General features: G+C 72.7%; 23 protein-coding genes and 1 tRNA gene. 11 read left to right on the forward strand and 13 right to left on the reverse strand.

What is annotated here, in order from left to right; translation table 11 throughout:
• Positions 1–136 precede the first annotated feature (136 nt).
• Positions 137–634 carry a hypothetical protein gene (locus EDD93_RS08285; RefSeq protein WP_123524545.1) on the forward strand — a complete coding sequence of 166 codons (498 nt, stop codon included), beginning with the start codon at positions 137–139 and terminating at the stop codon, positions 632–634.
• A gap of 25 nt (positions 635–659) precedes the next feature.
• Here EDD93_RS08285 and EDD93_RS08290 read toward each other — a convergent pair whose 3' ends face one another.
• Positions 660–1,367 (reverse strand): pentapeptide repeat-containing protein, encoded by a 708-nt coding sequence (locus tag EDD93_RS08290; protein ID WP_123524546.1) that lies wholly within the window; start codon positions 1,365–1,367, stop codon positions 660–662.
• 110 nt (positions 1,368–1,477) lie between these two features.
• Between EDD93_RS08290 and EDD93_RS08295 the strand changes: the two genes are divergently transcribed.
• Both EDD93_RS08295 and EDD93_RS08300 read left to right on the forward strand, forming a co-directional pair.
• Positions 1,478–2,698, forward strand: a complete 1,221-nt coding sequence (locus tag EDD93_RS08295; RefSeq protein ID WP_123524547.1) for an NAD(P)-binding protein — start codon at positions 1,478–1,480, stop codon at positions 2,696–2,698.
• A gap of 52 nt (positions 2,699–2,750) precedes the next feature.
• Positions 2,751–3,752, forward strand: a complete 1,002-nt coding sequence (locus EDD93_RS08300) for a zinc-binding dehydrogenase (protein ID WP_123524548.1) — start codon at positions 2,751–2,753, stop codon at positions 3,750–3,752.
• A 37-nt stretch (positions 3,753–3,789) separates the two neighbouring features.
• Here EDD93_RS08300 and EDD93_RS08305 read toward each other — a convergent pair whose 3' ends face one another.
• The gene (locus EDD93_RS08305; RefSeq protein ID WP_123524549.1) at positions 3,790–4,266 is read right to left on the reverse strand and encodes a GNAT family N-acetyltransferase; all 477 of its coding nucleotides are present in this window, start codon (positions 4,264–4,266) and stop codon (positions 3,790–3,792) included.
• 34 nt (positions 4,267–4,300) lie between these two features.
• A complete protein-coding gene (locus EDD93_RS08310) occupies positions 4,301–5,230 on the reverse strand; it encodes an aminoglycoside phosphotransferase family protein (RefSeq protein ID WP_398905016.1) in 930 nt (309 codons plus the stop codon).
• A gap of 24 nt (positions 5,231–5,254) precedes the next feature.
• Between EDD93_RS08310 and EDD93_RS08315 the strand changes: the two genes are divergently transcribed.
• The 3 genes from EDD93_RS08315 (at position 5,255) to EDD93_RS08325 (ending at position 9,283) form a co-directional block, all read left to right on the forward strand.
• Complete coding sequence (locus EDD93_RS08315; protein WP_123524551.1) at positions 5,255–5,929, forward strand: rhomboid-like protein; 675 nt, start codon at positions 5,255–5,257, stop codon at positions 5,927–5,929.
• A gap of 76 nt (positions 5,930–6,005) precedes the next feature.
• Positions 6,006–7,406 carry an FAD-binding oxidoreductase gene (locus EDD93_RS08320; RefSeq protein ID WP_123524552.1) on the forward strand — a complete coding sequence of 467 codons (1,401 nt, stop codon included), beginning with the start codon at positions 6,006–6,008 and terminating at the stop codon, positions 7,404–7,406.
• A 179-nt stretch (positions 7,407–7,585) separates the two neighbouring features.
• The gene (locus tag EDD93_RS08325; protein WP_260255665.1) at positions 7,586–9,283 is read left to right on the forward strand and encodes a PE-PGRS family protein; all 1,698 of its coding nucleotides are present in this window, start codon (positions 7,586–7,588) and stop codon (positions 9,281–9,283) included.
• 96 nt (positions 9,284–9,379) lie between these two features.
• Here the strand turns inward: EDD93_RS08325 and EDD93_RS08330 are convergent, their stop codons facing one another.
• Both EDD93_RS08330 and EDD93_RS39545 read right to left on the reverse strand, forming a co-directional pair.
• Complete coding sequence (locus EDD93_RS08330; RefSeq protein ID WP_123524553.1) at positions 9,380–10,183, reverse strand: maleylpyruvate isomerase family mycothiol-dependent enzyme; 804 nt, start codon at positions 10,181–10,183, stop codon at positions 9,380–9,382.
• 225 nt (positions 10,184–10,408) lie between these two features.
• Positions 10,409–11,473, reverse strand: a complete 1,065-nt coding sequence (locus EDD93_RS39545) for a hypothetical protein (protein ID WP_185092246.1) — start codon at positions 11,471–11,473, stop codon at positions 10,409–10,411.
• A gap of 123 nt (positions 11,474–11,596) precedes the next feature.
• Between EDD93_RS39545 and EDD93_RS08340 the strand changes: the two genes are divergently transcribed.
• Positions 11,597–12,058, forward strand: a complete 462-nt coding sequence (locus EDD93_RS08340) for a hypothetical protein (RefSeq protein WP_123524554.1) — start codon at positions 11,597–11,599, stop codon at positions 12,056–12,058.
• Positions 12,059–12,098: 40 nt separating this feature from the next.
• Here the strand turns inward: EDD93_RS08340 and EDD93_RS08345 are convergent, their stop codons facing one another.
• A complete protein-coding gene (locus EDD93_RS08345; RefSeq protein WP_123524555.1) occupies positions 12,099–12,419 on the reverse strand; it encodes a co-chaperone YbbN in 321 nt (106 codons plus the stop codon).
• 252 nt (positions 12,420–12,671) lie between these two features.
• On the opposite strand from EDD93_RS08345, the gene EDD93_RS08350 reads away from it, so the two are divergent.
• A complete protein-coding gene (locus EDD93_RS08350; protein ID WP_123524556.1) occupies positions 12,672–14,249 on the forward strand; it encodes an AMP-binding protein in 1,578 nt (525 codons plus the stop codon).
• Between the two features lie 51 nt (positions 14,250–14,300).
• Here EDD93_RS08350 and EDD93_RS08355 read toward each other — a convergent pair whose 3' ends face one another.
• Both EDD93_RS08355 and EDD93_RS08360 read right to left on the reverse strand, forming a co-directional pair.
• Positions 14,301–15,821: an FAD-dependent monooxygenase gene (locus EDD93_RS08355; RefSeq protein ID WP_123527652.1), complete on the reverse strand. Its 1,521-nt coding sequence runs from the start codon at positions 15,819–15,821 to the stop codon at positions 14,301–14,303.
• Positions 15,822–16,049: 228 nt separating this feature from the next.
• Positions 16,050–16,126 (reverse strand) — tRNA-Thr (locus EDD93_RS08360).
• 181 nt (positions 16,127–16,307) lie between these two features.
• Between EDD93_RS08360 and EDD93_RS08365 the strand changes: the two genes are divergently transcribed.
• The 3 genes from EDD93_RS08365 (at position 16,308) to EDD93_RS08375 (ending at position 18,819) form a co-directional block, all read left to right on the forward strand.
• Entirely contained in the window at positions 16,308–17,444 is a 1,137-nt protein-coding gene (locus EDD93_RS08365) for an ABC transporter ATP-binding protein (RefSeq protein WP_123524557.1), read from the forward strand.
• Between the two features lie 215 nt (positions 17,445–17,659).
• Positions 17,660–18,073 carry a hypothetical protein gene (locus tag EDD93_RS08370; protein WP_123524558.1) on the forward strand — a complete coding sequence of 138 codons (414 nt, stop codon included), beginning with the start codon at positions 17,660–17,662 and terminating at the stop codon, positions 18,071–18,073.
• Positions 18,074–18,108: 35 nt separating this feature from the next.
• Entirely contained in the window at positions 18,109–18,819 is a 711-nt protein-coding gene (locus EDD93_RS08375) for a nucleotidyltransferase family protein (RefSeq protein ID WP_123524559.1), read from the forward strand.
• A 116-nt stretch (positions 18,820–18,935) separates the two neighbouring features.
• Here the strand turns inward: EDD93_RS08375 and EDD93_RS08380 are convergent, their stop codons facing one another.
• The 5 genes from EDD93_RS08380 to EDD93_RS08400 all read right to left on the reverse strand — a co-directional run bounded on the left by EDD93_RS08380 (position 18,936) and on the right by EDD93_RS08400 (position 26,786).
• Complete coding sequence (locus tag EDD93_RS08380; protein ID WP_123524560.1) at positions 18,936–20,603, reverse strand: DoxX family membrane protein; 1,668 nt, start codon at positions 20,601–20,603, stop codon at positions 18,936–18,938.
• A gap of 290 nt (positions 20,604–20,893) precedes the next feature.
• On the reverse strand, positions 20,894–21,850 hold the full coding sequence (rlmB, locus tag EDD93_RS08385) for a 23S rRNA (guanosine(2251)-2'-O)-methyltransferase RlmB (RefSeq protein ID WP_123524561.1): 957 nt from the start codon (positions 21,848–21,850) through the stop codon (positions 20,894–20,896).
• Positions 21,851–21,933: 83 nt separating this feature from the next.
• Positions 21,934–23,337, reverse strand: a complete 1,404-nt coding sequence (cysS, locus tag EDD93_RS08390) for a cysteine--tRNA ligase (RefSeq protein WP_123524562.1) — start codon at positions 23,335–23,337, stop codon at positions 21,934–21,936.
• A 199-nt stretch (positions 23,338–23,536) separates the two neighbouring features.
• Positions 23,537–25,261, reverse strand: a complete 1,725-nt coding sequence (locus EDD93_RS08395; RefSeq protein WP_123524563.1) for an ABC transporter permease subunit — start codon at positions 25,259–25,261, stop codon at positions 23,537–23,539.
• 4 nt (positions 25,262–25,265) lie between these two features.
• Complete coding sequence (locus tag EDD93_RS08400) at positions 25,266–26,786, reverse strand: ABC transporter substrate-binding protein (RefSeq protein ID WP_123524564.1); 1,521 nt, start codon at positions 26,784–26,786, stop codon at positions 25,266–25,268.
• Positions 26,787–26,818: the final 32 nt, after the last annotated feature.

Below are 26,818 nucleotides of genomic sequence, written 5' to 3' on the forward strand. Positions count from 1 at the left end.
GTCAGCGCCGTGGGCCGCGTGGCTGCGACGCCCCGGACCTGGTCCCGGCCCCGGTCCCGGTCCCGGTCCCGGTCCTGACCCCGGTCCCGGTCCCGCCGGGGCGCAAGCGACACGCCGGGCATGACACCATCGAACCGTGCTCGACATCGGCTACTCCCTCTCCCGGCGCTTCCCCGATCCCCCGCAGACCGACTACCGCCGGGCGGACGTCCGCTCCCTGCGCCACGATCTGTTCTCCGGGGACGTCTACCTCGCGGACACCAAGGAGGACCGCGAGGTATCCACAGGCTGGGGATGGGTGCCGGTGCTCGACTTCGCCTGGGCCCTGTGCGACATCGTCGAGCAGCTCGACCAGGACCCCCGAGGCAACCGCTCGCACCGCCGCCAGTTCGCGGAGCTCGACTTCACCGAGTCGTCCGACCGGATGCTCTTCGAGCGCCGCTTCGGCTGGGTCGACGTCGAGGCCGACTGGATGCCCGCCGAGGAAGCCCCGCTCACCTTCAACCACGCGCTGCTGCGCCGCGAGGCCCGCGACTTCCTGCACGACCTGATCGCGGACCTGGCCGACATGCACGAGGGCCTCGCGGACAACCCCGTGGTCTGGGACCTCCAGGCCCGCTTCCCCCGCCTCTGAGTTCCGGGGCCGGGGGGGGCGGGGCTCACGCCTCCACCCGCACCCCGATCTGCGCCGCGAACGCCGGAGCCAGCTCCATCAGCTGCGACGGGCTGATCACCGCGCCCGCCAGCCGCTCCACCCCGCGCGCGATGTCCAGCTCGGCGACCGTCCGCAGATCCACCGACTCCATCCGCACCGCACTGAAATCGGCCCGCTTCAGCACACAGTCCCGGAACTCCACCCGGTCCAGCTGCGCTCCCCCGAAATCCGGCTCGGACAGCACACAGCCCTCGAACACCACGTCCTTCAGCCGCGCCTTCCGCAGATTCAGGTAGTCGATCTTCCCGCCCCGCACCAGCACCCGTTCCAGCACCGCGCCATGCATCTGCACCCCGCCCAGCCGCGCGTCCACCAGCTCCACGTCACGCAGCGACGCCCCGGCGAGATCCGTGCCCACCCCCCGTACGCCCGTCAGCACCGAATCGATGAAACGGGCCCTGACCAGCTCCGTACGGTCCAGAGCGCAGCCCTCCAGCGAACAGTCCATGAACCGGGCGCCCGGACCCGACTCGTCCGCCAGGTCCACGGACTCGAAGCGCACCCCGTCGTAATCCCCGTCCGGCTCGAGCCCCTCGCCGCCGTACGGTTCGAGCGGCGGCAGCCGCACCTCCGGGCGCCGCGCCACCGCGACCCCGTCCTTGCCGACCCGGCTCCTGCCGCTCCCCTGACCACTACCGCTGCTGCGCACCATGCCCCCATCGTGACGCACCCCACTGACAACGCCCCGCCGTAGATGTCACACCCGGACCCCCGCCGTCCGTCATGTACGCGAAGGCACCTCCAGCGAAGGAGACGGGGACCATGCAGCGCATCCACATCATCGGCGGGGGCCTCGCCGGACTCACCGCGGCCATCACCGCAGCCGAATCCGGCGCCCTGGTGACCGTCCACGAGGCCCACCACACCCTCGGCGGACGGGCCAGGACCGCCGAGGGCCCGTACCGCACCAACGAGGGCCCGCACGCGCTCTACCGCCGCGGCCCCCACTGGACCTGGCTCGACCGGCGCAACCTCCTCGGGCCCACCACCGCCGTCCCGCCCCTCGAAGCCGCCCGGCTCCGCTTCCGCCACCGCTCCGCCCTGCGCCGCACCCCGCCCCTCGCCCTCCTCCGGCTCAGCCGCCGCAGCGCCGCACAGGCGCCGTCCGACCTGGACTTCCGTACCTGGGCCACCGCGCAGATCGGCGAGGAGGGCGCCCGCGCCGCCGCTCACTACACCGCCGTCGCCCTCTTCCACCACGACCCCGGCAGCCTCTCCGCCGCGTTCGTCCAGGAACGGCTGCACCGGGCCGGGGCACTGCCACCGGAAGCCCGCTACCCGGCCGGGGGCTGGGCGCAGATCATCGACCGGATGGCGTCGCGCGCCTGGAACCTCAGCGTCCGCATCGAGACGGCGACCCGTATCGACACCGCCGCGCTCGACAGCCTCGCCCGCACCGGCCCGGTCGTCGTCGCCACCTCCCTCGACGCCGCCCGCACCCTCCTCGGCGACCCCACCCTCACCTGGGCCTCCGGCCGCACCGCCCTCGTCGACCTCGCCCTGCGCACCCGGCGCGGCGACGCGTTCGCCGTGTCCGACCTCGACGCCCCCGGCTGGATCGAACGGTTCACCACGCAGGACCGCACCCTCGCCCCCGCCGGCGAGCAGCTCCTCCAGGGACAGTTCCCCCTCGCGCCCGACGAGTCCCGGTCCACCGGAACCGCCCGCGCCGAGGAACTCCTCGACCTGGGATACCCCGGCTGGCGCGAGCGCACCGTGTGGCGGCGCGAGGCCCTCGCCACCGGCCGCACCGGCGCGGTCGACCACCCCGGCACCACCTGGCGCGACCGCCCCGCCATCGACCGGGGAGACGGCGTCTACCTCGCGGGCGACCAGGTCGCCGCACCCGGCCTGCTCAGCGAGGTCTCCTTCAACAGCGGCATCGAAGCGGCCCTCCTCGCCCTCCGGGCCACCGAGCACCGCACCGCGACCGCCGGCTCCACCTCTACCCCTCAGACACCGCTTGACCTCAAGCACGCTTGAGGCCGAAGAGTGGACTCACCGGCACCGACACCGACACCCCGGGGAGCCCACCATGCACGCCGTCCGCCTCCACGCCTTCGGCCCCGCCGAAAACCTCGCCTACGAGCGCGTCGAGGACCCCGTCCCCGCGCCCGGCCAGGTCCGGATCGCCGTCCGCGCCGCCGGCGTACACCTGCTCGACACCGCCCTGCGCGAGGGCATGACCGGCCCTTATCCCGCGCCCGCCCCACTGCCCACCGTCCCCGGCCGCGAAATCGCCGGCACCGTCGAATCGCTCGGCGAGGGCACCGACCCCGACTGGCTCGGCCGCCACGTCGTCGCCCACATCGGCAACGTCCCCGGCGGCTACGCCGAACTCACCGTCACCGAGGCCGAAAAGCTCCACCCCGTACCCGACGGCCTCGGCGACGCCGAGGCCGTCGCCATGATCGGCACCGGCCGCACCACCCTCGGCATCCTCGGATTCACCCCGCTGGGACCCGAGTCGATCGCCGTCGTCACCGCTGCGGCGGGCGGCATCGGCACCCTGCTCGTCCAGTACGCCAAGAACGCCGGAGCCATCGTCATCGGCCTCGCCGGAGGACCCGCCAAGACCGGCCTCGTCCGCGCCAACGGCGCCGACCTGGCCGTCGACTACACCCTCCCCGACTGGCCCCGCCAGGTCCGCACCCACCTCGACGCCCTCGGCCGCCGCGCCACCGTCGTCTACGATTCCGTCGGCGGTGCCACCGCACGCGCCGCCGTCGACCTCCTCGGCAAGGGCGGACAGCACGTCGTCTACGGCTGGTCCGGCGAAGGCCTCCACGACGGCCGGCCACTCACCTTCACCGAGGACGAGCTCGCCGCCCTCGCCATCACCTCGCAGAGCGTCCTCGGCCCGGCCATGGCCCAGCGCGGCGGCGGCCTGCGTGCCCTGGAGGCGCGCGCCCTCGCCGAGGCCGCGGCCGGCCGCCTGCGCCCCGCTGTCCAGCGCTACCCGCTCGCCGAGGCGGCCGCCGCCCACCGCGCCCTGGAAACCCGCGGCACCACGGGCAAGGTCGTCCTCATCCCCTGACCGCCCCGCCCCGCGAACCCGGCCCGGACGAGAGGCGCTACCGCCCGCCCAGCCCCGCCAGCGCCCCGTCCGTCAGCCGGTACACCGTCCACCCGTCCTGCGGCCGCGCGCCCAGCGACTCGTAGAACGCGATCGACGGGGCGTTCCAGTTCAGCACCGACCACTCCAGCCGCTCGTAGCCGCGCTCCACACAGATCCGCGCCAGCTCACCAAGCAGCGCCTTGCCGTGTCCGCCGCCGCGCCGCTCCGGACTCACGTAGAGATCCTCCAGATAGATCCCGTGCACCCCGCGCCAGGTGGAGAAGTTCAGGAACCACAGCGCGAAGCCCACCACCTCACCGTCCTCGTCGTCCTCGGCGATGTGCGCGAACGCCGCGGGCCGCTCACCGAACAGCGCCTCGCGCAACTGCTCCTCGGTGGCGTGCGCCTCGTGCAGCGCCTTCTCGTAATCGGCCAGCTCACGGACCATCGCGTGAATGGCGGGGACGTCTGCGGCGGTAGCGGTACGGATCATGGGGGCAGCGTAAGCAGTACCGGGCCGCCCGCCGCTACCGGCCCAGCAGCCGCCGTACGGTCTCGGCCTGCTCCGGCACCAGCCGCCGAGCCCCGTCCTCGGCACCCCAGCACGCGTTCTGCAGCACCCGCCCCAGCGTCCACGCCCGCGCCCGCCCCCGGTCGAGACCCAGCGCCGCCGTCAGCAGATCGAACCGCCACTCCACCGCGTCCGCGTCGAACCGGTCGGCCAGCGCCGGCAGCAGCTCGAACCCCGGATCACCGGCCAGCGGCTTCGGGTCGATCGCCACCCACCTCACGTCCGCCTCCGCCGCCCCCGCACCCGGCCCGGCCAGCACATTGCCGAAGTGCAGGTCCCAGTGGAGCAACCGGTCCCCCGGCTCCCCCGCCACCTCGCGCACCGCCGCCGCACAGTCCGCCAGCAGCCGCCGCTCCCGCGCATCCACGAGCAGACCCGCCGCCCCCGGCGCCGCCGCCAGCAGCCGCGCCGCCACCTCGCCCAGCCCCCGCAGGCCGCTCCCCGCCGGAGCCCGCACCGCCGTCAGCCCCGCCAGGAGACCGGCGACGACCCGCACCGCGTCGCGCGCGTCGGGCACACCCGAGAGCGGACGCAGCCCGTCCAGCCGCTCCAGCAGCATCGTCCCCGTCGCCGGGTCGTGCTCCAGCAGCTCCACCGCACCCGCCGACGCCTCGCCCCACACCCGCAGCGCGAGCGGCTCCCCCGCCGTCTCCGCGTCCACCGCCTGCAGCTTCAGCGCGGCCGGGCGCCCGTCCGCCACCCGCACCACCGGCAGCACCAGCGCGCACACCCCGTACAGCGCCCCGCCGTCCCGGCGCAGCCCCCACCGCTCCAGGAACTCCGCGGCCAGCCCCGGCAGCGCGGCCAGGAACGCCCGCCCGGCCTCACCGTTGTACTTGGACTGGGTGGCGATCAGCGCATCCGGAATGTCAATCACGTCCCCGATCGTAGGAGCGTGCGTCAATCGGATATGACCCCGAGCCACCCCGCCCCGCCCACGCGGCCCCGCCCGGCACCCGTCACGTGGCTCCGCGGCGCCGGCTCATGGATCCGCAGCGCCCCCGGCACGTACGTCTGGCTGCTGGTCCTCTTCGTCACCACCGTCATCGTCCACCAGATGTCACCGGACTTCGAGGAGGACTTCCTCCGCCAGCGCTCCACCAACATCCACGAGCTGTCCCAGAACCCCGTACGCGTCCTGATCAGCAGCGCGTTCTGGATCGACGGCGGCCAATGGCTCCCCTACGCCGTGCTCTACACCGTCTTCCACGCCCCCGCCGAACGCCGCCTCGGCACCCTGCGCTGGCTCACCGTCGTCGCCGCCGCGCACATCCTCGCCACCCTCGTCAGCGAGGGCGTGCTGGCCTGGGCCATCCGGCACGGCCACGCGCCCGAGACCGCCGCGAACACCCTGGACGTCGGCGTCAGTTACGCACTCGCGGGCGTCGTCACCGTCCTCACCTACTACATCCCGCGCCCCTGGCGGTACGTCTACCTCTTCGCCGTCCTCGTCATCTACGGCGTCCCCCTGGTCACCGGCGCCAACTTCACCGACGTCGGCCACTTCACCGCGGCACTCATCGGCCTCGGCTGCTACCCACTGACCCGCCGCCACCACAAGACGAAACCGCCCCCCGCCCAGTAACGTCCAGCCACGCAGAACACCGCACTCCACACCGCGCCGCACATCCGGCGCCGGCCACACGGACAGCAGGGGCAACATGAGCACCGTCAGCACAGTCAACGGCGGCATATCCTTCTGGTACGCGGACCAGGGCACCCCCCTCCCCCGCGAACCCCTGCCCGGCGACGCCACCGCCGACATCTGCATCATCGGCGGCGGATACACCGGCCTGTGGACGGCGTACTACCTCAAGAAGGCCGTCCCCTTCCTCAACATCACCGTCCTGGAAGCCAAGTTCTGCGGCTACGGAGCCTCCGGCCGCAACGGCGGCTGGCTCTACAACGGCATCGCCGGCCGCGACCGCTACGCGAAGCTCCACGGGCACGAGGCGGCCGTCCGCCTCCAGAAGTCGATGAACGACACCGTCGCCGAGGTCATCCGCGTCGCGGACGAGGAGAAGATCGACGCGGACATCCACCGGGGCGGCGTCCTCGAAGTCGCCTGCACCCCGGCGCAGCTCGCCCGCCTGAAGGACTTCCACTCCGTGGAGATCGCCTTCGGTGAGACCGACCGCACCCTGCACGGCGCCCGCGAGACCGCCGAACGCGTCCGCGTCACCGGGGCCATCGGCTCCAGCTGGACCCCGCACGGCGCCCGCCTGCACCCCGCGAAACTCGTCAAGGGCCTCGCCGACGTCGTGGAGGCGCTCGGCGTCACGATCCACGAGTCGACCCCCGTCACCGAGATCAAGCCCAAACACGCCGTCACCCCCTACGGCACGGTCCGCGCCCCGTACATCCTGCGCTGCACCGAGGGCTTCACGGCGGGCATCAAGGGCCAGAAGCGGACCTGGCTCCCGATGAACTCCTCCATGATCGTCACCGAGCCGCTGTCGGAGTCCCTCTGGGACACCATCGGCTGGGACGGCCGCGAGACCCTCGGCGACATGGCCCACGCGTACATGTACGCCCAGCGCACCGCCGACGACCGCATCGCCCTGGGCGGCCGCGGCATCCCCTACCGCTACGGCTCGGCCACCGACAACGACGGCCGCACCCAGCCCGCCACCATCGAGGCCCTGCGCGACCTGCTCGTCCGCCTCTTCCCCACCACCGCGGGCACCCGCGTCGCCCACGCCTGGTCCGGGGTGCTCGGCGTCCCGCGCGACTGGTGCGCCACCGTCACGCTGGACCGCTCCACCGGCCTCGGCTGGGCGGGCGGGTACGTCGGCTCCGGCGTCGCCACCACCAACCTCGCCGCCCGCACCCTGCGCGACCTGATCCAGCAGGACTCGGGCCAGGGCGGCCCCACCGAGCTCACCGCCCTGCCCTGGGCCAACCACAAGGTCCGCCGCTGGGAACCGGAACCCCTGCGCTGGCTCGGCGTCCACAGCATGTACGCCGCCTACCGCGCCGCCGACCGCCGCGAACTCACCTCACCCCGCGCGGGGACCGACCCCCTCGCGAAGATCGCGGACCGGCTGGCCGGGCGGGGCTGAGCCGGACCGGGACCGGGTTCGGCCGCCCGGACGCCCGGACGCCCGACGGACCGTAGGGGCAGCCGAACTGCCCCTCCGGGCAGACCATCGCGCGGGCACGCCGTCCGAAGCACGCGACGCCCTAGCGTGGCACTGCACTGGTCCCGGCACGGGGGCACGGTCTCGGCTGAGGGGCGTCCATGAAATCCCATGACAGGAAGCGTCCCACCACCCCGGCCGGCCAGGAGAAGACCGTCCGCGCGACCGCGCCCACCGGCTTGATGGGCGTACAGGCCAGCAGCGGCAACCAGGTGGTGCTGGAGATGATGCGCCGAGGGCACGAGACCACCACGGTCCAGCGCACGGGACCCACCGGGCAGGACAGCGCCGAAGCGGCCGAGTCCGCCGGACCGGCGCAGGAGGCGGACCCGAAGGGCAAGGAGATCATCGCCCGGCTCAGCCAGTCGATCGAGCAGCACACGACCCAGACGAGTTCCAAGGCGAACGTCTTCGCACCCGGCACCTGGTGGCCCGAGCAATGGATGGCCAACGGACCCGCCCGGCTGAAGAAGACCCTGAACCGGCGGGTGATGCTGGGCGAGGCGTTCGACGCCCAGGACCTGGACGACATCAGGCAGCTGTCCTCGGTCAACGCGAAGTGGCTGAAGGATGTGGGCATCGGCACCTACGAGGAGGCCGCCGCATACGCCGAAGGGACGTTCAAGGACTGGTTGCAGCTGGAGGCCGGCAAGCGCGTGCTGACCGCGACCCTGGCCATCGCGAAGCGTCCCGACATCGTGGCGGACGTGTCCGCCGTCCGCGCACCGACGGACCCCGCCTACACGCTCGGCCGGTTCATGCTCACCCAGACCGCCGGCACCGCCCCGGACAAACGGGCGAACCTGGAGGCGGAGCGCGACCAGCAGATCCGCGACACCGCCGTGGACACGCTCCACCCGGCGGGCATGGACCCCGGGCGCCTGCACGAGGGTTCCGTCCCGGCGGAGGGCACCCCGCTGGGCAAGGACAAGAAGAAGGCCCCCGACTACGCCGAGAAGGACGCCCAGGGCCGCGAAATGCTCACCAGGATCCTGCTCGTCCTGCGTCACGGGCTCCAGCTCTACGACCCGGGGAAGAGCCGGCACGTGGCGGACCACGAACAGGACGTCATCCGCGCGCTGTCCCACGGCGGCCGCGTCAACGTGCGTATCCCCGCACTCAGCTCGAAGGGCGACCCGGCCTACGCGCTGCCGCACTTCCTGGGCGTGACCAAGAACGCCACCGAGGGCGAGGCCGCAGAGCACGTGTCCGAGCGAAGCTTCGCCACCCACCGCACCGACATCGGCCCCAACAAGGGCGAGCAGCCGGGTCGTTTCAAGGAGAAGGGCGGCGTCCCGGCGTCCCTCGCGAACAAACTCGCCGTCGGCGCCGCCAGGCCGAAGCTGTGGGGCCAGGACATCTCCGGCGGCGGACTCGGCTCCAAGGACTGGAACGGCGACATGGTCCTGCCGAACGGCTCGTACGGCCACGTCCTGCTCGTCTACCACCGCCCGACCATGGAGAAGGACGGCTCCCTCCAGATCGGCGTCGAGACCATCGCTCCGCACGCCGACAGCCCGGTCGGCTACAAGCACGACTTCCGCTCGACCGAGGCCACCTCGAACCCCGAGTCCGTGCTGCACGGCCACAAGAAGGACAAGATCGGCTCCGGCGGCCTCGGCAAGAACGAACGCTACGTCGACCTGCGGGAGATGGGTACGCGTTCCGACGACGGCTGGCAGGGCTACCTGAACGAGATCAAACAGGAGTGGGACCAGGACCTCGCCCGGACCGAAGACGACCCGGACGGGCGCCGCGCGCTCTACGAGCAACTGGTCGGCAAGCGGCCCCCGGCGTGACACGGGGGCGAGGCCTGCTCGCCCCCGACGGGACACAGGGCGGCTTTCCGTTTCCGCGCCGTCCTGCCCCGGCAGCCCGGGTGCCTGTGGTGCCGGTCAGCCGCTGGCGTGCGCGGTGGCGGCGAGCCAGTGCCGGGCGAGGTCGGTGTCACCGTCGATCGTGATGCGGGTGGCTTCGTGGCCTGTGAGGGGAAGCCGCCGGGTCAGGGCCAGCAAGAGCGACTGTGCCGGGCCGGTCACCGTCACATCGGCCTGCCGTGCCGCGTGGTGCCACGTCGCCCCGTCAGGGCGCCGTTCGACGAGCCAGGCGCCCGCCTGGTCCGCGGTGTCCGTGGCCAGCCATTGCAGGGTCTGCCCGGTGCCCCGGATGGCGTGGGCGGATTCGGGCCGCTGCATCTCCCAGGTGGGGGAGGTGAGCATCGCGAGGTGGTTACTGATGAGCGCTGCCGCGATATCCGGGCGGATGCCGACCGGCCGGCCGGCCGCGCCGGCTGCGTCGAAGCCGTGGACGACTGCCTCGTTGAGGGCGCTGGACATCCAGAATCGCGTACCGGACCGCTGGTCCCCTGCGGCGTTGAACACCGGCGCGTTCAACGCGTCGTCGCTGCACGCGCTCGAGATCCGCTGCGCGGACTGCGCCAGCCACGCCTGCCACTGGCGGGGGTCGTCGGGAAGCACGGCCATCTCCGTCGGCAGCAGCGCGGGGTCGGTGACGCGCCGCTCGATGATCTCCGCGACCCAGTGCTGGGACTGGCCCACGTGCTGCACCAGGTCAGTGATGGTCCACCCCGGGGTGGTCGGCACGGCTGCGTCGGGTCCGGCCGCGGATGCGGATTCCGCCAGATGCCGGGTGTGTTCGACGATCGCTTGCCGGACCTGTTCCGCCTGCAACTCGGTCATGGGATCTTCCCTCTGCATAGGTTCGTTGTGCTGCGTATGACTCAGGAGGCCGGCCGAACTCATCGGTGGCCCGCGGACCGGATCGGCACCCAGAGGTCAGTCCACCGTCAGCTCATCAGCACGCAGTCACGCCAACGAACCCCCCGCAGTCGTGGGCAGACGCGGTTGCACTACCAGGGCCGTCAGGCGGATCTTCGCGGGCCCACGTAGATCCGCCGGCAGGCCTTAGTCGCCCCCGCCGCCGTCACCGCCCCCGCCATCGCCGCCACCGTCGCCGCCACCGGAGTCCCCGCCGTCGCCGCCGTCCGATCCCCAGCCGTCGCCGCCGCCGGGTTCGTTGTCGTCACCGCCGTTGCCGAGGTTGCTGAACCACGGGCGGTCCCACGAGCTGTCGGCGGCAATCGGCTCGCCCCCGCTGCCCCCGTGCCGGACCGACCGGAACCGTGCGGTCCCGGTCGTGTCACCTATCCCGAACGCGGCGGCGAAGACGTGGGCCATGACCGCGTCCAGCGGGTCGGCGCTCTCGTGACGCACCGGGGCCAGCGGCCGCAGCACCGTGTCGGGCGTACGGGCCGGCCTGCGCGGGGGCCGCGCGAGCAGCGCGACACGCTGATCGCCACGCAGCAGCCACGAACTCGTCGCGTCCTCCCGGCGCAGCACCCAGTGCGCTCCGGCAAGCCGCACCTCGACCACGCTCTTCGACTTGCGCAGCTTCTTCTTCAGTACGAGCTCCGCCGTGGCGTCGCCGACGGTCAGGAGCAGGCCCTGGGACGGCTCGGGCACCTCGCCCTGGAAACCGCGGGGCGCCCGTATCCGTACCGCGGGGGCCTGCGGGCCCCACACGTCCACGCGCACCAGACGCCGGTCCACGGCGACGGCGACCGGCCCGGCGGGCCCGTCCGCGAACCTCCGCGCGATCCACAGCGGCACGCCCTCCGCCTCCGCCCGGCCCGCCAGCGCGGCCACCCGCTCGGGGCCGCCGCACAGCCGCACCGCCAGCTCGCCCAGCGCACGGGCGAACTCGGCGGCCTGCCGCACCTTCACCGGGACGGTGGTCCCGGTGACCCGGGTCAGCGGAACGGTCCCCGAACCCTCCGGAAGCCGGTCCAGCGGACGCTCGGCCCCACCGCCGCCCAGCCAGCAACCGCGCAGGTACGCCTCGGCCGTCGCAGCGAGGTTCAGCTCGCCCATCGGCGTGTTCCGGCCGCCCCTGCGCAGCCGCCCCTCGGTCAGCTCCACGGTCTGCGCGAGCGGATTCCAGGTCCGCTCGCCATAGAGCACCTGGCTCACGGCAACCCCCCATGTACGTATGTGTCTCGGCCGAAGACACCCTCACACATGACCGGTCGCCCACCGGGGGCGGGGACGCACTGCCGCTGCCACGTCCCCCTCGTGCAACCGTAGGATCACGCCATGCCTGCCACCCCGGCCGTCGTCCTTGCCGCCACTGCCGTGACCGGCTCGATGCTTACCGGATGCTCCGTCGGCGACACGGCCGGGTGCGGACCGGCTCCGTTGGCGGAGGTCAGCCAGGCCGACCTGTACGGGAGTTACTCCGGCCCCCACGGGGCACGCCTCGACCTCACCGCCGTCGGCGGCACGTCGGTCACGTTCTCCGTGAAGGACTGGCCCGGGGAGGACGGCACCGAGATCCTGGCGGAGGACATCCCCACGTTCAACGGTGGTGGGATCTGGAAGCTGCTGAACGCACCGGGACAGGACGGCAAAGTCGGGCTCGGCTTCGACGCTCGCACCGAACACGCCGGCAGCGACGCCGTCAACGAACTCCTCGTGGGCAGGGAGGACGGGCATCTCGTGCTCTTCGCCAAGCTCGGCGACCCCGATGTGTGCCGGACCTACGAGCTGGCCCCGTAGGCAACGGCGGCCAGACCCACGGGACGCGACGGCGAGGGACTCACAGGCAGGAGTCGAGGAACTCCTGCATCCGTCCCTTGCTGTTCGCGCCGATCCTCTTGCCGACGACGACGCCCTTCTCGAACAGCAGCATCGCCGGGATCGCGGTCTCCTCGTAGCGGGGAAGCGTCGCCGGGCTGGAGTCGATGTTGAGGGCCGCCACGGTGAGCCTCCCCGCGTAGTCGACGGAGATCTCCTCCAGCACGGACTTCATCATCTTGCAGGCCCCCGACCACTCCGCCCAGAACAGCGCCAGCACCGGGCCGGCGGCGTCGACCACCTTCGCGTCGAACGTGGCGTCGGTGACGGTGACGAGGGCCATGACGGGACTCCGATCCGATTCGGGCGGCCGGGGCAGAGGCCGGCCCGCCAAGGGTTTCGCGCGTGGCAGGTGTGTCAAGGGCGCGTACCGGCCGAGCGTGGCCCGAAGCCATTCGCGTGCGATCCGGGCGCGATCTGGCGCGATGTGATCTTGCCCCCGCCCGAGGCAGGCGCCGTAGGGTCGCCTCGGCAGCCTGACGTGCACCGCTCGGCGTACGGGGGTCACGCGTATCGGCGCGAAGGGATCGTCAGGGTGAAGGCAACGTCCGGTCCGGAGTTCCGCAACTACGTGGACATCGTCCTCGGCGGGCTGTCCGGCGGCTCCGGGGGCGAGGTGCTGGTCAGCGGTGAACGCCGCCTGGGCGCAGCCGAGTTCCGGTCCATGGTGTACCGCCTGGCCAGAGCGCTGCGGGAGCAGGGTGTCGGGCCGGGGCGTGCGGTCACGCTGCTGTGCGGGAACCTGCCGGAGACCATCGCCGTGCGGTACGCCGTCAATCTGCTCGGCGCGCACTTCAACCACCTGTACAACCGGCTGGCGCCGGACGTGCAGGCGCAGATGATGGCCGATGTCGAGACGTACGCGCTCGTGGTCGACCCCCGCCTCGGAGAACGTGCCGCGCAGCTTCTCGGCAAGGTGCCACCGGTGGAGCACGTCCTCGTTCTGGGTCCCGTTCCCGAGGCCGGGAGCGAACCGCCCCTGGGCCAGGACCTGCTGGCGCTGGCGGACAAGCAGCCGGCCACCCCCCTGCCCAGCGCCGCGCACCCCGACGACCTGTGCTTCATCCGGCACTCGGGCGGGACGACCGGCCACCCCAAGGGCGTACGCAGCACCTTCGGGCGGATGGAGGGCAGCATCGCCCTGACCCAGCAGTTGTTCAGCGGAACGGGACGGCGGGACCTGGTGTGCACACCGCTGTCCCACGCGGCCGGGTTCATCGCGGACGCGACGCTCGCCGCGGGCGGCACCGTCGTCCTGCACTACGCCTTCGAACCCGCCGAGATCCTCGCCACCGTCGCCCGCGAGCGCATCACCAACATCATGCTGCTGCCCCCGCTGCTCTACCAGGTCCTCGACCACCCGGACGCCGCCCGCGCCGACACCTCCAGCCTGCGGCAGATCACCTACGGCGGCACCCCCTCCTCCCCCACCCGCATCGCCGAGGCGGTGCGCCGCTTCGGCCCGGTCCTGCAGCAGGGCTACGGCCAGTTCGAAGCGGGCGCGGTCAGCGTGCTGCCGGCCGCGGAACACGATCCCGACCGGCCCGACGTACTGCGCACGGCCGGACGCGTCGTCCCCGGCGTCGAGGTCGAGATCCGCGACGAGACGGGCGCCGCCCTGCCTACCGGCCGGGCCGGCGAGATCTGTGTCCGCTCCGGACAGGTGATGGAGGGGTACTGGAAGAACCCCGAACTGACCGCCCAGGTCATGAAGGACGGCTGGGTGCACACCGGCGACCTCGGCCACCTGGACGAGCACGGCTACCTCAGCGTCGTCGACCGGATCAAGGACATGATCGCGGTCGTCGGCGGCCACGTGTACACCACCGAGCTGGAGGACTTCCTGAACACCCACCCCGCCGTCCGGCACAGCGCCGTCTACGGGGTCAGGGGCGACGGCGGCCACGAACGCATCCACGCCGACGTCGTCACCGCATCCGGCGCGGCGCCCACGGCCGAGGAGCTGCGCACGTGGGTGCGCGAGGGACGGGGCGCGATGTACGAACCCGACCACATCCACTTCACCGACGCGCTGCCGCTCACCGACGCGGGCAAACCCGACAAGAAGGCCCTGCGCGCCGCCCGCACCGACCGCGACGCCGACCGCGTCTGAGGCCGGCGCCCGGCGCTCGCGTGAAGGGGCACAGCTCGCGCACGGACCGGCTCAGGCCCCCGGGCGGCCGAACCACCGGCAGGCCGCCCGCTCGAACTCGTCGACGGCGAAGCCGTGGCCGTCCGCCCACGCGACGGTGCCGTCCGGGCGGACCAGTACGGCACCGAGCCCGAGGTCGTCCACCGGCGCCCCCGCCACGTGCCGCAGCCGGCCCCGCCACGCCGCCGCCGGGCCGGCCAGCCGGCGGTCGGCACTGAAGTCGAGGACGACGCCGCGCCCGTCCCGCATCAGCTCGCCGAGACACTCGCCGTCCCCGGGACGGAAGTCGGGAGCATTGCGGCCCACCAGCGGATGCGCGCCGCCGAGGTCGTAGCGGATCGACGCCCCCGACACCTTCTGGAAGACGTACGCCGTCCCGTCCCCGGTACCGAGCAGATCGCGGACCACGCCCTGGACGGCGCGGGCGTGCTCGTCCGGTCGCATGATCGACACCTGGGCACGGGACCAGTCGAGCACCTGGGCGCCGATCGGGTGCCGCTCGCGGGTGTACGTGTCGAGGAGCCCGTCCGGCGCGTGCCCCCGCACGGTCGCCGCCAGTTTCCAGCCCAGGTTCACGGCGTCGCCGATGCCGGTGTTCAGGCCCTGGCCGCCGAGCGGCGAGTGGATGTGGGCCGCGTCACCGGCGAGCAGGACGCGTCCTCGCCGGTACGTCGTCGCCTGCTTGGCCCGGTCGGTGAAAGTGGAGGCGAGGCGGACCTCGCTCACGGTGACGTCGGTGCCGGACACCCGGCGCAGCACCTCCTGGAGGTGGTCGCGGTCCGGCTCCCGCGAGCGGTCGAACGCACCGCCGTCGAAATCCATCATGCCGATGTGCCCCTCGGTGGCCATCCGGATGTACATGCCCGTCGGCGTCGGGTTGATCCCGGGGCGCAGCTTCTCCGGATCGGCGAGTGTGCCGACCATGGTGTACCCGGTGAACGCGGGGTCGGTGCCGGTGGACTCGAAGCCGGCGAGACGCCGTACCGCGCTGCGGCCTCCGTCGCAGCCGACGACCCACCGCGCCTCGAAGTCCGCCCCGCCCGCCGACACGACGGCGTGATCCGCGTCCTGCCGGACCGCGTCCACGGCAGTCCCGCGCCGGATCTCGACGCCCAGTTCGGCCGCCCGCCCGGACAGCAGCGACTCGACCGCGTGAAGGCTGATCATGGTGGACTCCGGGGCCGGGCTCGGCAGCCGGAAAGGCAGTGCGGCCAGGTCGACCAGGGCCGGATCGAGCACGATTCCGGCGAAGTGGCCGACCGCAGCGGGCCGGTTCGGCTCGTCGGGCCCGGTGCGGGGTTCACGCCCACCGGGACGGAAGGACGCCCCCACGAGCGCGTCCAGCAGCCCGCGCCGGTAGAACGCCCCGATGGAGAAGCCGAACAGCCCGCGCAGGCCGAGCGGTTCCGTCCGCCACGGCGAGTCCGTCGCCGCCTCCTTCTCCAGCACCAGCACGGAGCACCCCGCGAGACCGAGCTCGCAGGCGAGGAAGAGACCGACCGGGCCGCCGCCCACGATCACCACGTCGTGCATGAACATCCCCCTTCTCAAGCCACCGCCGGGTGATCACCCGGCCGGACTCCTCGAAGGTGTCAGTCCCCGTCGACACCGCCCCGACACGGCGCCGACAGCCCCGACAGGGCTCCGACAGCCGGCAGCCGCTCAGAGGGCCCGGCCACGGATCCGGCTCCCACCGATCCGCCCCTGCGGTCTCCGCAACAGGAAAACCCCAGGTCACAGAACACGTGACCTGGGGTTTCGTGGAGCCCCCTATCGGATTCGAACCGATGACCTACGCATTACAAGTGCGTTGCTCTGGCCAGCTGAGCTAAGGAGGCGCGCTGGGGAGCAGTGTAACCAACCGCGCCCCGGGACCGTGCAGGGATTTCGCTCCCCAAGAACTACTGACAGATTCGAAATGGCCAGGTAGCGTCGCTGAAGGTTCACTCAAGTGGACCAGACCACTCCCTTACAACGGATCGTCCGGCACGTTCCTGCCGGTGGAGGAGAAGATTCAGCATGGCCAGTGTCACGTTCGACAAGGCGTCCCGCGTATACCCCGGCTCCACGAAGCCCGCGGTTGACCAGCTCGAGATCGACATCGAGGACGGCGAGTTCCTCGTCCTCGTCGGTCCCTCCGGTTGTGGCAAGTCGACCTCCCTGCGCATGCTCGCGGGTCTTGAGGACGTCAACGGCGGCGCGATCCGCATCGGTGACCGCGACGTCACGCACCTGCCGCCGAAGGACCGGGACATCGCCATGGTGTTCCAGAACTACGCGCTGTACCCGCACATGTCCGTCGCGGACAACATGGGCTTCGCCCTGAAGATCGCCGGTATCAACAAGACCGAGATCCGGGCGAAGGTCGAAGAGGCCGCCAAGATGCTGGACCTCACCGACTACCTCGACCGGAAGCCGAAGGCGCTCTCCGGTGGTCAGCGTCAGCGTGTCGCGATGGGCCGTGCCATCGTCCGTGAGCCGCAGGTCTTCCTCATGGACGAGCCGCTGTCGAACCTCGACGCCAAGCTCCGTGTCTCCACCCGTACGCAGATCGCCTCGCTCCAGCGCCGTCTGGGCATCACGACCGTGTACGTCACCCACGACCAGGTCGAGGCCCTCACCATGGGCGACCGCGTCGCGGTCCTCAAGGACGGTCTGCTCCAGCAGGTCGACTCGCCGCGCAACATGTACGACAGGCCGTCGAACCTCTTCGTGGCCGGCTTCATCGGCTCCCCGGCGATGAACCTGGTCGAGGTCCCGATCACCGACGGTGGCGTGAAGTTCGGCAACAGCGTCGTCCCGGTCTCCCGCGAGGCGCTCACCGCCGCCGCGGACCGCGGCGACACGACCGTCACGGTCGGCATCCGCCCCGAGCACTTCGACATCGTCGAGCACGGCGGCGCCGCCGCGAAGTCCCTCACCAAGGACTCCGCCGACGCCCCGGCCGGCCTGGCCGTCTCGGTCAACGTCGTCGAGGAGCTCGGCGCCGACGGCTTCGTCTACGGTGCGGCCGAGGTCGGCGGCGAGCACAAGGACCTCGTCGTCCGCGTCGGCGGCCGCGCGGTTCCGGAGAAGGGCACCAAGCTGCACGTCGTGCCGCGCCCGGACGAGCTGCACGTCTTCGCGACCTCGACCGGTGAGCGCCTCACCGACTGATTTCGCACCGCCCGCTGCACGACGTCGGCCCCGCACGCTCTCCGTGCGGGGCCGACGCGCGTTCCCGGGGGTTTGGGGAGGCCACCTCAAATTCCCCGGCACAACGGTCATTTCGCTCCGGTTCGTCAACACGGGATTCGAAAAACACTCTCGAACCATCCCTCGCCCGAGTGACGTAATGTCGCCGAATCATCACTGCCCGCTACGCTCACTGCGTGACCCACACCGCGCGCCGCATCGGCCGAACTCTCGCTTTCGTACTGCCTGTCTTCATGGTTCTGTCCGGGACCCTCGCGGTCACCGCCGTGCCGTGGGCAGGCAGCAACTCCGACTCGCAGATGCTCACCGCCTCGGCCCAGACCGTCTCCAAGCGCGCCAAGCCGCGCGCCCCGCAGGACATCCTGCGCGACAAGCTCCTCCTGGAGCTCCAGGAGAAGGACCCCGCCGCCGCGTTGACGGATCTCCAGCGTGCCGTCGAGGGGCGGCCCTCGCTCGCGAGGCACTGCATGTCCCTCGCGAAGGCGCTGGGCAAGGCCGCGGTCGAGCAGTACGGCCCGACCCGGGCGCACCGCTTCTCGCGTCCCGTCTGCGACACCTCGTTCGCCTCGGGTGTCGCGCAGTTCAGCTGACGGGCCCCGTACGGGCACGGCATATCGTGCCTGGCATGCATACGTTTCCGACGCAGGCCGTGATCCTGGCGGGTGGCCAGGGGTCACGGCTGCGCCCGTACACCGATGACCGCCCCAAGCCGATGGTCGAGATCCCTGGTACCGGGACTCCGATCATCGGCCATCAGCTTTCCTGGCTGGCCGCCGAGGGAGTGACCGACGCCGTGGTGTCGTGCGGGCACCTCGCCGAGGTGCTGCAGGAGTGGCTGGACGCGGCGGTGCTGCCGCTGCGCGTCACCACGGTCGTGGAGTCCGAACCGCTGGGGCGCGGCGGCGGGCTGAAGTACGCGGCGGCCCGGCTGCCCGATCCGGAGCAGCCCTGGTACGCGACCAACGGTGACATCTGGACGCGTTTCTCGTTGCGTGAGATGGCGGCGTTCCATGCGGAGCGCGATGCGACCGCGACGCTGGCGCTGGCCCGTCCCCGGATTCCGTGGGGCGCGGTGGAGACGGACGCGTTCGGGCACATCACCGACTTCATCGAGTCGCCGCCGTCGCCGTATCTGATCAACGCGGGGGTGTACGTGTTCTCCCCGGCGTTCACGGACATGCTGCCGGACCGCGGCGACCATGAGCGGACGACGTTCCCCCGGCTCGCGCGGGAGCGCAGGCTGGCCGGCTATCCCCTGCCGCACGGGGCCTACTGGCGGGCCATCGACACCGCCAAGGACCTCACCGAGGCGGCCAAGGAGCTGGACGAGCGGTAGGGCCCCGCCTCAGGGGGCCCGTGGATGCGGGGAACACAGCACAGCGAGGGGCGGGCACCGGAATCGATTCCGGTGCCCGCCCCTCGCTGTGCTGTGTCGTGTGCTCCCTGCGGCGCTCAGCCCAGGAGGCCGCCGATGGGGTTCTTGCCGCCGCCTCCGCCCGAGGAGCTGTCGGGGGCGCCGTCCGTGCCGGGGGCCGGGTCCGCGCCGCCCGAGGTGGTACCGCCGGCGCCGCCGGTGGGGCCAGCGGAGCTGGGGCCGGCGCTGGTGGTGCTCGGGGGCTGCTGCGGGGTGGTCTGCCGCGGGGGCTGCTGGCCGGTGCCCTGGGTCTCGCTGGGCCGGCCCGTGCCCGCCGTCGCCTGGCCCGACTCGCGGACCGTGCCGCCCGTGGTGGCCGGTGTGGAGGCCTGCGCGGACGGGGTCTTGGGGGCGGTGCTCCGGGACGGGGCGGGCTGCTGCCCGGCCGGGGTGTGCGAGGCCTTGGCGCCGCTGCGGGACTTCTCGGGGAGCGGGGAGCCGGGGAGCTGGTTGGTCGGGACTCCGTTGGGTCCGGGAACGGTGACGACTCCGGAGGAGCGGACCGCCCCGCCGAGCACGGAGCCGATGAGCAGCGTGAGGCCGACGACGACCGTGGCGACGGCGGCGCCCCGGCGCAGTACGCGGCGGCGGAGGTCCCAGATCTCGGAGCGGGGGCCGAGCTTGCGCCAGGCCTCTCCGGCGAGGCGTCCGTCGACGGAGTAGACGGGGGCGCCCGCGATGATCAGGGGGCTCCACGCCGCGAGGTAGATGATGTCCGGCGCGTCGTAGACCGGGACGGTGCGCCAGCTGACGGTGACCAGGAGGGCGGCGGAGAGGAGCGCGCCGACCGAGGCGGCCACGCGCTGCCAGAGGCCCAGGACCGTGAGCACGCCGACGACGACCTGGAGGAAGGCGATGCTGAGTCCGGCACCCACGGGGTGGGAGAGCGCGAATTCGCGCAGCGGCTCGGCGAGGGCCCAGGGGTGCAGCGAGTTCAGCCACTTGACCATGGAGCCCCGGTCGCCGCCGTCGAAGTAGACGGGGTCGCAGAGCTTGCCCATGCCGGCGTAGATCGAGATGAAGCCGAGGAAGACCCGCATGGGCAGCAGGACGACGCCGAGATTCATCCGGCGGCCGGGGTAGTACGCGTGCCGGACCGAGTCGCCGCTCTGGCGCCGCTCGCTGCCGTCGTCGTCGAACTCGTCGAAGTCGTCGTCGCCGTCGCCGTCGGGCCCGTCCGGGCCGTACCCGTCGGCGCGGTACGCGTCCGTGCGGTATCCGTCCGCGGCGTACGGTCCCCCACCGGTCTCGACCGGGTCGAACGCGCCGACGGCCTGCCGCATCGGCGGCAACAGCGGCCCGCCGGAGCGGGGGCCGCCCACGAGCGGGGTGGGCTGGGTCTCTTCGAGGCGCGGGATGAGCTGGGTGCCGGCGCCGCGTCCGCCCTCGGGTTCGTACGAGGCGTACGGCTCGTAGGGGTCGTACGCCGGGTCGGGGCGGCCCGTGCCGCCCGGCCGGCCGGCGGTGGAGTTCCGTACGGCCTGGAGCAGTCCCGTGGCGCCGGGATCGCCGGGGGCGGACCTGCCGCTCCACACGACGGGGGCGCGTCGGCCGCGCCCCGCTCCGGAACCGCTCATGGCGGGGATCCTGGGCGCAGCGGCGGGGGTCACACCGCGCAGCCGTGCGCGCTGGCCGGGTGCGAGCTGCACCCGGAAGCTGGCGTGGTTGACGATGACCTGCGCAGGGTCGCAGTCCACCTTGGTCATGCTCAGGGCGGGTTGTTCGTCGAACCGAGGCGTTCTGGTGTCCACACTCATCTAACCGAGTGATGTGTGTTTAGGACACTGCCTTGACGGCGTCGAAGTGTCCGAGGCCCGTCAACCGGTGGTGGCGGGGCGCGGTGGGGCGTACGCGCGCTCCGGTGCGCCCCCGCGCACGGTCGTGCACAGCCGCGCACAGGAGGCGGACGGCGGAGGGTCTGCTCCGTCGGCCGCCGCCCGTGCGGGTGGTCCCGCCGGGCCGCTCAGGCGCGGCGGCTGCCGTGCGTCACGACTGCTCAGGCGCGGCGGCGGGCGACCTCGTACATCACGATGCCGGCCGCGACACCGGCGTTCAGGGACTCGGCGCCGCCGGGCATCGAGATGCGGACCCGGTAGTCGCAGGTCTCGCCGACGAGGCGGCCGAGGCCCTTGCCCTCGCTGCCGATGACGATGACGACGGGGCCGCCGAGGGCTTCGAGGTCCTCGACGGTGTGCTCGCCGTCGGCGGCCAAGCCGACGATCGCGATGCCTTCCTTCTTGTACGCCTCGAGCGCCCGGGTCAGGTTGGTGACGCGGGAGACCGGGGTGCGGGCGGCGGTGCCGGCGGAGGACTTCCAGGCCCCGGCGGTCATTCCGGCGGCGCGGCGCTCGGGCACGACCACGCCGTGGCCGCCGAACGCGGAGACGGAGCGGACGATCGCGCCGAGGTTGCGCGGGTCGGTGACACCGTCGAGGGCGACGATCAGCGGGTCCTGGCCGTTGTCGTACGCGGCGGCGGTGAGGTCCTGCGGGTCGGCGTACTCGTACGGCGGGACCTGGAGGACGAGGCCCTGGTGGTTCAGGCCGTTCGTCATCCGGTCGAGCTCGGGGCGCGGGGCCTCCATCAGGTTGATGTTGCCGCGCTGGCCGGCGAGCTGGAGTGCCTCACGGACCCGCTCGTCGTTGTCGATGTACTGCTGGACGTACAGGGTGGTGGCGGGGACGCCGTCGCGCAGCGCCTCGAAGACCGGGTTGCGGCCGACGACCATCTCGGAGGTGCCCTTGACGCCGCCCCGGCGGGGGGCCGGGCGGCGGTTGGCGGCCTGCTTGGCCTTGGCGGTCGCGATGCGGTTCTTCTTGTGCTTCTTGCGGTCCTCGGCGGGCGGCGTCGGTCCCCGGCCTTCGAGAGCACGGCGTCGGTTACCGCCGCTGCCGACCTGCATGCCCTTCTTGTTGGACGTGCGGCGGTTCCTGCGCTGGCTGTTCCCGGCCATGACCTACCTGTTTCGTTGCTTCAGACGTGCATGCGTATAAGTGAGAGTGTGCCGCCCGGCGGGCCGGGCGGCACTCGGGAGGACTACTGGCGCGGGCCGAGTGTCCACCGTGGTCCGGCCGGGCTGTCCTCGATGACGAGCCCGGACTGGTTGAGCTGGTCGCGGATGGCGTCGGCAGCCGTCCAGTCCTTGCGCTCGCGTGCCGACTGGCGCTGGTCCAGAACGAGCCGTACGAGGGTGTCGACGACGCCGTGGAGGTCGTCGCCCCGGTCGCTCTCGCCGGCCCAGTGTTCGTCGAGCGGGTCGAGGCCGAGCACTCCGAGCATCGCACGTACCTCCGCGAGGCGGGCGACGGCGGCTTCCTTGTCGTCGGCGGCGAGCGCGCTGTTGCCCTGGCGGACGGTGGTGTGGACGATCGCGAGGGCCTGCGGGACGCCCATGTCGTCGTCCATCGCCTCGGCGAAGGCGGGCGGCACCTCGGCGGCGGGCTCGACCGTCTCGCCGGCCTTCTCGGTGACGCGCTGGACGAAGCCCTCGATGCGGGCGAACGCGGACTCGGCCTCGCGCAGGGCGTCCTCGCTGTACTCGATCATGGACCGGTAGTGCGGGGTGCCGAGGTAGTAGCGCAGCACGATGGGGCGCCAGGTCTTGACCATCTCGCTGACGAGTACGGAGTTGCCGAGCGACTTCGACATCTTCTCGCCGGCCATGGTGACCCAGCCGTTGTGCACCCAGTACTTCGCGAACTCGTCGCCGAAGCCCTTGGCCTGGGCGATCTCGTTCTCGTGGTGCGGGAAGATCAGGTCGATGCCGCCGCCGTGGATGTCGAAGGCGGTGCCGAGGTACTTGTGCGCCATCGCGGAGCACTCCAGGTGCCAGCCGGGCCGGCCCCGGCCCCAGGGGGTCTCCCAGCTGGGCTCGCCGGGCTTGGACGCCTTCCACATGGCGAAGTCGCGCTGGTCGCGCTTGCCGGTCTCGCCGTCGCCGGAGGGCTGGCGCAGATCGTCCAGGTCCTGGTTGGAGAGCTCCAGGTAGCCGGGGAACGAGCGCACGTCGAAGTAGACGTTGCCGTCGGCGGCGTAGGCGTGGCCGCGCTCGATGAGGCCGCGCATCATCTCGATCATCTCGGTGATGTGGCCGGTGGCGCGCGGCTCGTAGGTGGGCGGCAGGCAGCCGAGCGCGGCGTAGCCGTCGTTGAACGCGCGCTCGTTCTCGTAGCCGATGGCCCACCAGGGGCGGCCCTGTTCGGCCGACTTCCAGATGATCTTGTCGTCGATGTCGGTGACGTTCCGGACGAACGTCACTTCGTAGCCGCGGTGGGCGAACCAGCGGCGCATGATGTCGAAGTTCAGTCCGGACCTGATGTGCCCGATGTGCGGGGCGGCCTGGACGGTAGCGCCACAGAGGTAGATCGAGACACAGCCCGCTGTGAGCGGGACGAAGTCACGGATCTGCCGGGCGCTGGTGTCGTACAGGCGAATAGTCACGCCTCAAGGGTAGTGGGCGCGCACCAGTGCCCCGCGACCCCTTGGGGGAATGCGGCGGCAGTTGTCGGTGTCCGTTGTCACGGCGCGGGCCGGACCGGCTCCCTCGGCCCGGGTCCGGACGGGCGCGGGTTCGCCGGGCAGCACCCCGGTGGCGGCGCTGCCGGGGCCGGTGCCGCGGTGGTGGGGAGCGGGGCGGCGTTCACGCGGCGCCCTGGCGGTGCCGGACGCCCCGGACGGCGGCGGTCGCGAGGACGGCCGTCGCGCCGAGGGCGGCGAGCGCGGCGGCGGGGGCGAGTACGGCCCAGGGGGCGCGCTCCGCGTAGGGGAGGTTCTCGGAGAGCATCCGGCCCCATTCGGGCGACGGGGGCGCGGTGCCGAGGCCGAGGAAGCCGAGGGAGGCGAGGGCCAGCGCGATGGCGGGGACGCGCAGGACGGCGTGGCGGACGACGGGTGGCAGCACGCCCGGCAGCACGTGGCGGCGCAGCAGGTGGACGCGTCCGGCGCCGAGCGCGCGGGCGGCGGCGATGTGCGGGGCGGCGCGTTCCTGGGCGTGGAGGGCGCCGGTGTGCGCGGCCAGTGGTGCCCAGGCGACGGCGGTGACGGCTGCGGCGGCACTCCAGGGGCCGGGTCCGGCGATGCCGGCGACGACGAGCCCGGTGAGGATCGCGGGGAGCGCGTTGGCGGTCTCGGTGAGCGCTCCGGCGCGTACGGCTCCGAGGGCGAGGCCGATGAGGAGGGTGGCGGCGGAGACGGCCAGCGCGGTGAGGACGGTGCGGGCGGCGCCGTGTCCGAGGCGGGCGAGGACGTCGCGGCCGAGGGAGTCGGTGCCGAGGGGGTGGGCGGCGGACGGTCCGGCGAGGCGGGCGGCCGCGTCGATCTGGAGGGGATCGCGCAGGAGTCCGGCGACGGTGACGGCGGCGAAGAGCACGGCGAGCGCGACGGCGGCCGAGGTCAGCAGCCGGCGGGCCGGCAGGGCGGGCGGCAGCAGGGCGGGCAGGGCGCCGTCGTGCAGGGCGGGGCCCAGCAGGGTGCGGGAGGCGAGGCGGGCGGCGAGCCCGGCCGCGACGCCGAGGAGCAGCAGCATCAGGACGCAGGCCTGGAGGACCGGGAGGTCCTGGGCGAGTGCGGCGGCCAGCGCGGTGCCACCGAGGCCGGGGATCGCGTAGAGGGTCTCGACGGCGACGGCCCCGCCGGTGAGCCCGACGACGATCAGCCCGAGCTGGGGCAGCAGCCCCGGCAGGGCGCGGCGCAGGGCGTGCCGGGCGATCCGGGGTCCGGGCAGTCCGCCGGCGGTGGCGGCGCGGGCCCAGGGTTCGGCGAAGGCGGCGGGCAGCGCGTCGTCCAGCAGCCGGCCGAGCAGGGCGCCGGCCGGGAGGCCCATGGCGAGGGCGGGCAGCACCGTCTGCCCCGGGGTGCCCCAGCCGAGCGCGGGGAGCCAGCCGAGCCGGACCGCGACGACTGCGGCGAGCACGGCGGCGATCAGGAACTCGGGGAAGGCGGCGAGGACGGCCGCGCCGACGCCCGCGCGGGTGGTGACGATGCGGCGGGACGCCCCGCGCCGCAGGGTCCCGGCGGCGAGAGCGGCGGCGAGGGCCAGGGCGACGGCCAGGGAGACGCCCATCAGGGTGAGCGAGACGCCCAGGGCGGACATCGCGTCGGGGGCGACGGGCTGTCCGGAGACCCAGGAGGTGCCGAGATCGCCGCGCGCGAGTCCGCCGAACCAGCGGCCGAGGACGTGGAGGGAGCCGCCGTCGAGGCCGGTCCCGGCCCGGATGGCGTCGAGGGTCTCGGGGGTCGGCGGCCGGTCGGCGTACCGGGCGCGCAGGATCGTGCGGGCGGGGTCGGTGCTGGTCAGCCGGGGCAGCAGGCCGATGACGGCGAGGACCGCGAGGAGCGCGCCGAGGCGTCCGGCGAGGTACTTCACCCGGTCATCCGACGCGGGTGTCTGCGGTGATGAGGGTGCGTTCCATCGGGTCGAGCGCGACACCGCGGACGCGGCTGTCGTCGTAGCCCTGGACGAAGCGTTCGTGGAGCAGCGGGACGAGGGCGTCGGTGCCCAGAACGTCTGCCTCGGCGGTCATCGCGGCGCGGTGGCGGGCGTCCGTTCCGGCGAGTGCGGAGGCCTTGTCCACGTCGGCGTCGACGCGCTTGTCGCAGAGCTGCGAGATGTTGAAGCTGCCGTCGCAGGTGAAGTCGGAGGCGAGGTAGGAAACCGGGTCGGCGGTGTCCAGGAGGGTGTTGCGGGCCTGGATGAAGGCGTCGTACTTGCCGGCGAGGGCGTCGGCCTCCAGCTGGGCGTAGTCGCGGACGACCTGCTTGACGGTGAAGCCGCGCTTCCGGAGCTGCTGCTGGACGACGGTGGCGACCTCGGGGAGTTCGGGCCGGTTGGTGTAGGTGGCCAGCACGATCTGCTTTGTCTTCGCGATCTGCGCCTTGCCGGCGGCCTTCGCCCGGCCGGCCGGGTCCTGGCGGGCTGCGGCGGCCCATGGCACGCCGGGTCCGAGGAGGCCCTGCGCGCTGTCGGCGCGGCCTTCGTAGACGGCCTTGACGAGGGCCTCGGAGTCGATCGCCTCGCGGGCGGCTGCGCGCATCGCGGGGTCGCTGAAGACGCCGTGCTCGGTGTTGAGGGAGAGGCCGTTGGTGCGGGCGGAGGGGAACTCGTGGACGAGCCCGTCGCCGAGGAGGGAGGCCTGCGAGATCGGTACGTACTCGGCGACGTCGACGGCCTCGGTGCGCAGGGCGTTGGCGCGGGCGGTGCCGTCGGCCACGAACGTCACGTCGACGCCGGGGGCCTTCGCCTTGCCGCCCCAGTAGTGGTCGTTGCGTTCCAGGGTGGCGCTGACGGCTCCCTGGACCGAGGCGAGGGTGAAGGGCCCGGTGGCGTGTCCGGCGGGGTTCACCTTGCCGTCGCGGTAGGCGGCGGCCGACAGGACGGCGAGGGAGGGGTTGGCGAGGCGCTGGGGCAGCAGCGGATCGGCCTCGGTGGTGACGACCCGTACGGCGCCGTCGCCGCCGGCCGTCGCGGTGATGCCGGTGTCGGACAGGACGCGGGGCTTGGGCGAGGCCTTCTGGGCGGCGTTCAGGGACCGGGCGACGGCGGCCGCGTCGACCTTCGTGCCGTCCTGGAAGGACGCCTGGCGCAGGGTGAAGGTCCACGCCTTCGGGCTCTCGCGCTTCCAGGAGGCGGCCAGCGCGGGCTTCGCGGCGCCTTCGCGGTCGAGGGAGGTGAGGCCTTCGATGACCGAGAGGCGGCTGAGGTTGACGGCGTCGTCGCCGTAGGGGGACATCGCCTGGGCGGGCGGGAAGGCCATGACGACCCGGAGGCGTTGCCCGCCGCCCGACGCGCTCCCGGTGTCGTCCGCGCCGCTGGAGCAGGCGGTGGCGAGCGGGACGAGGAGGGCGGCCGCGGTCAGCGGCAGCGTGGCGCGACGGAGGCGGGACGTGGGCATGGCAACGACCTTATATGAAAACGATTGTCATT

Origin of the sequence: Streptomyces sp. 840.1 (assembly GCF_003751445.1) — a bacterium.
Lineage (GTDB): Bacteria > Actinomycetota > Actinomycetes > Streptomycetales > Streptomycetaceae > Streptomyces.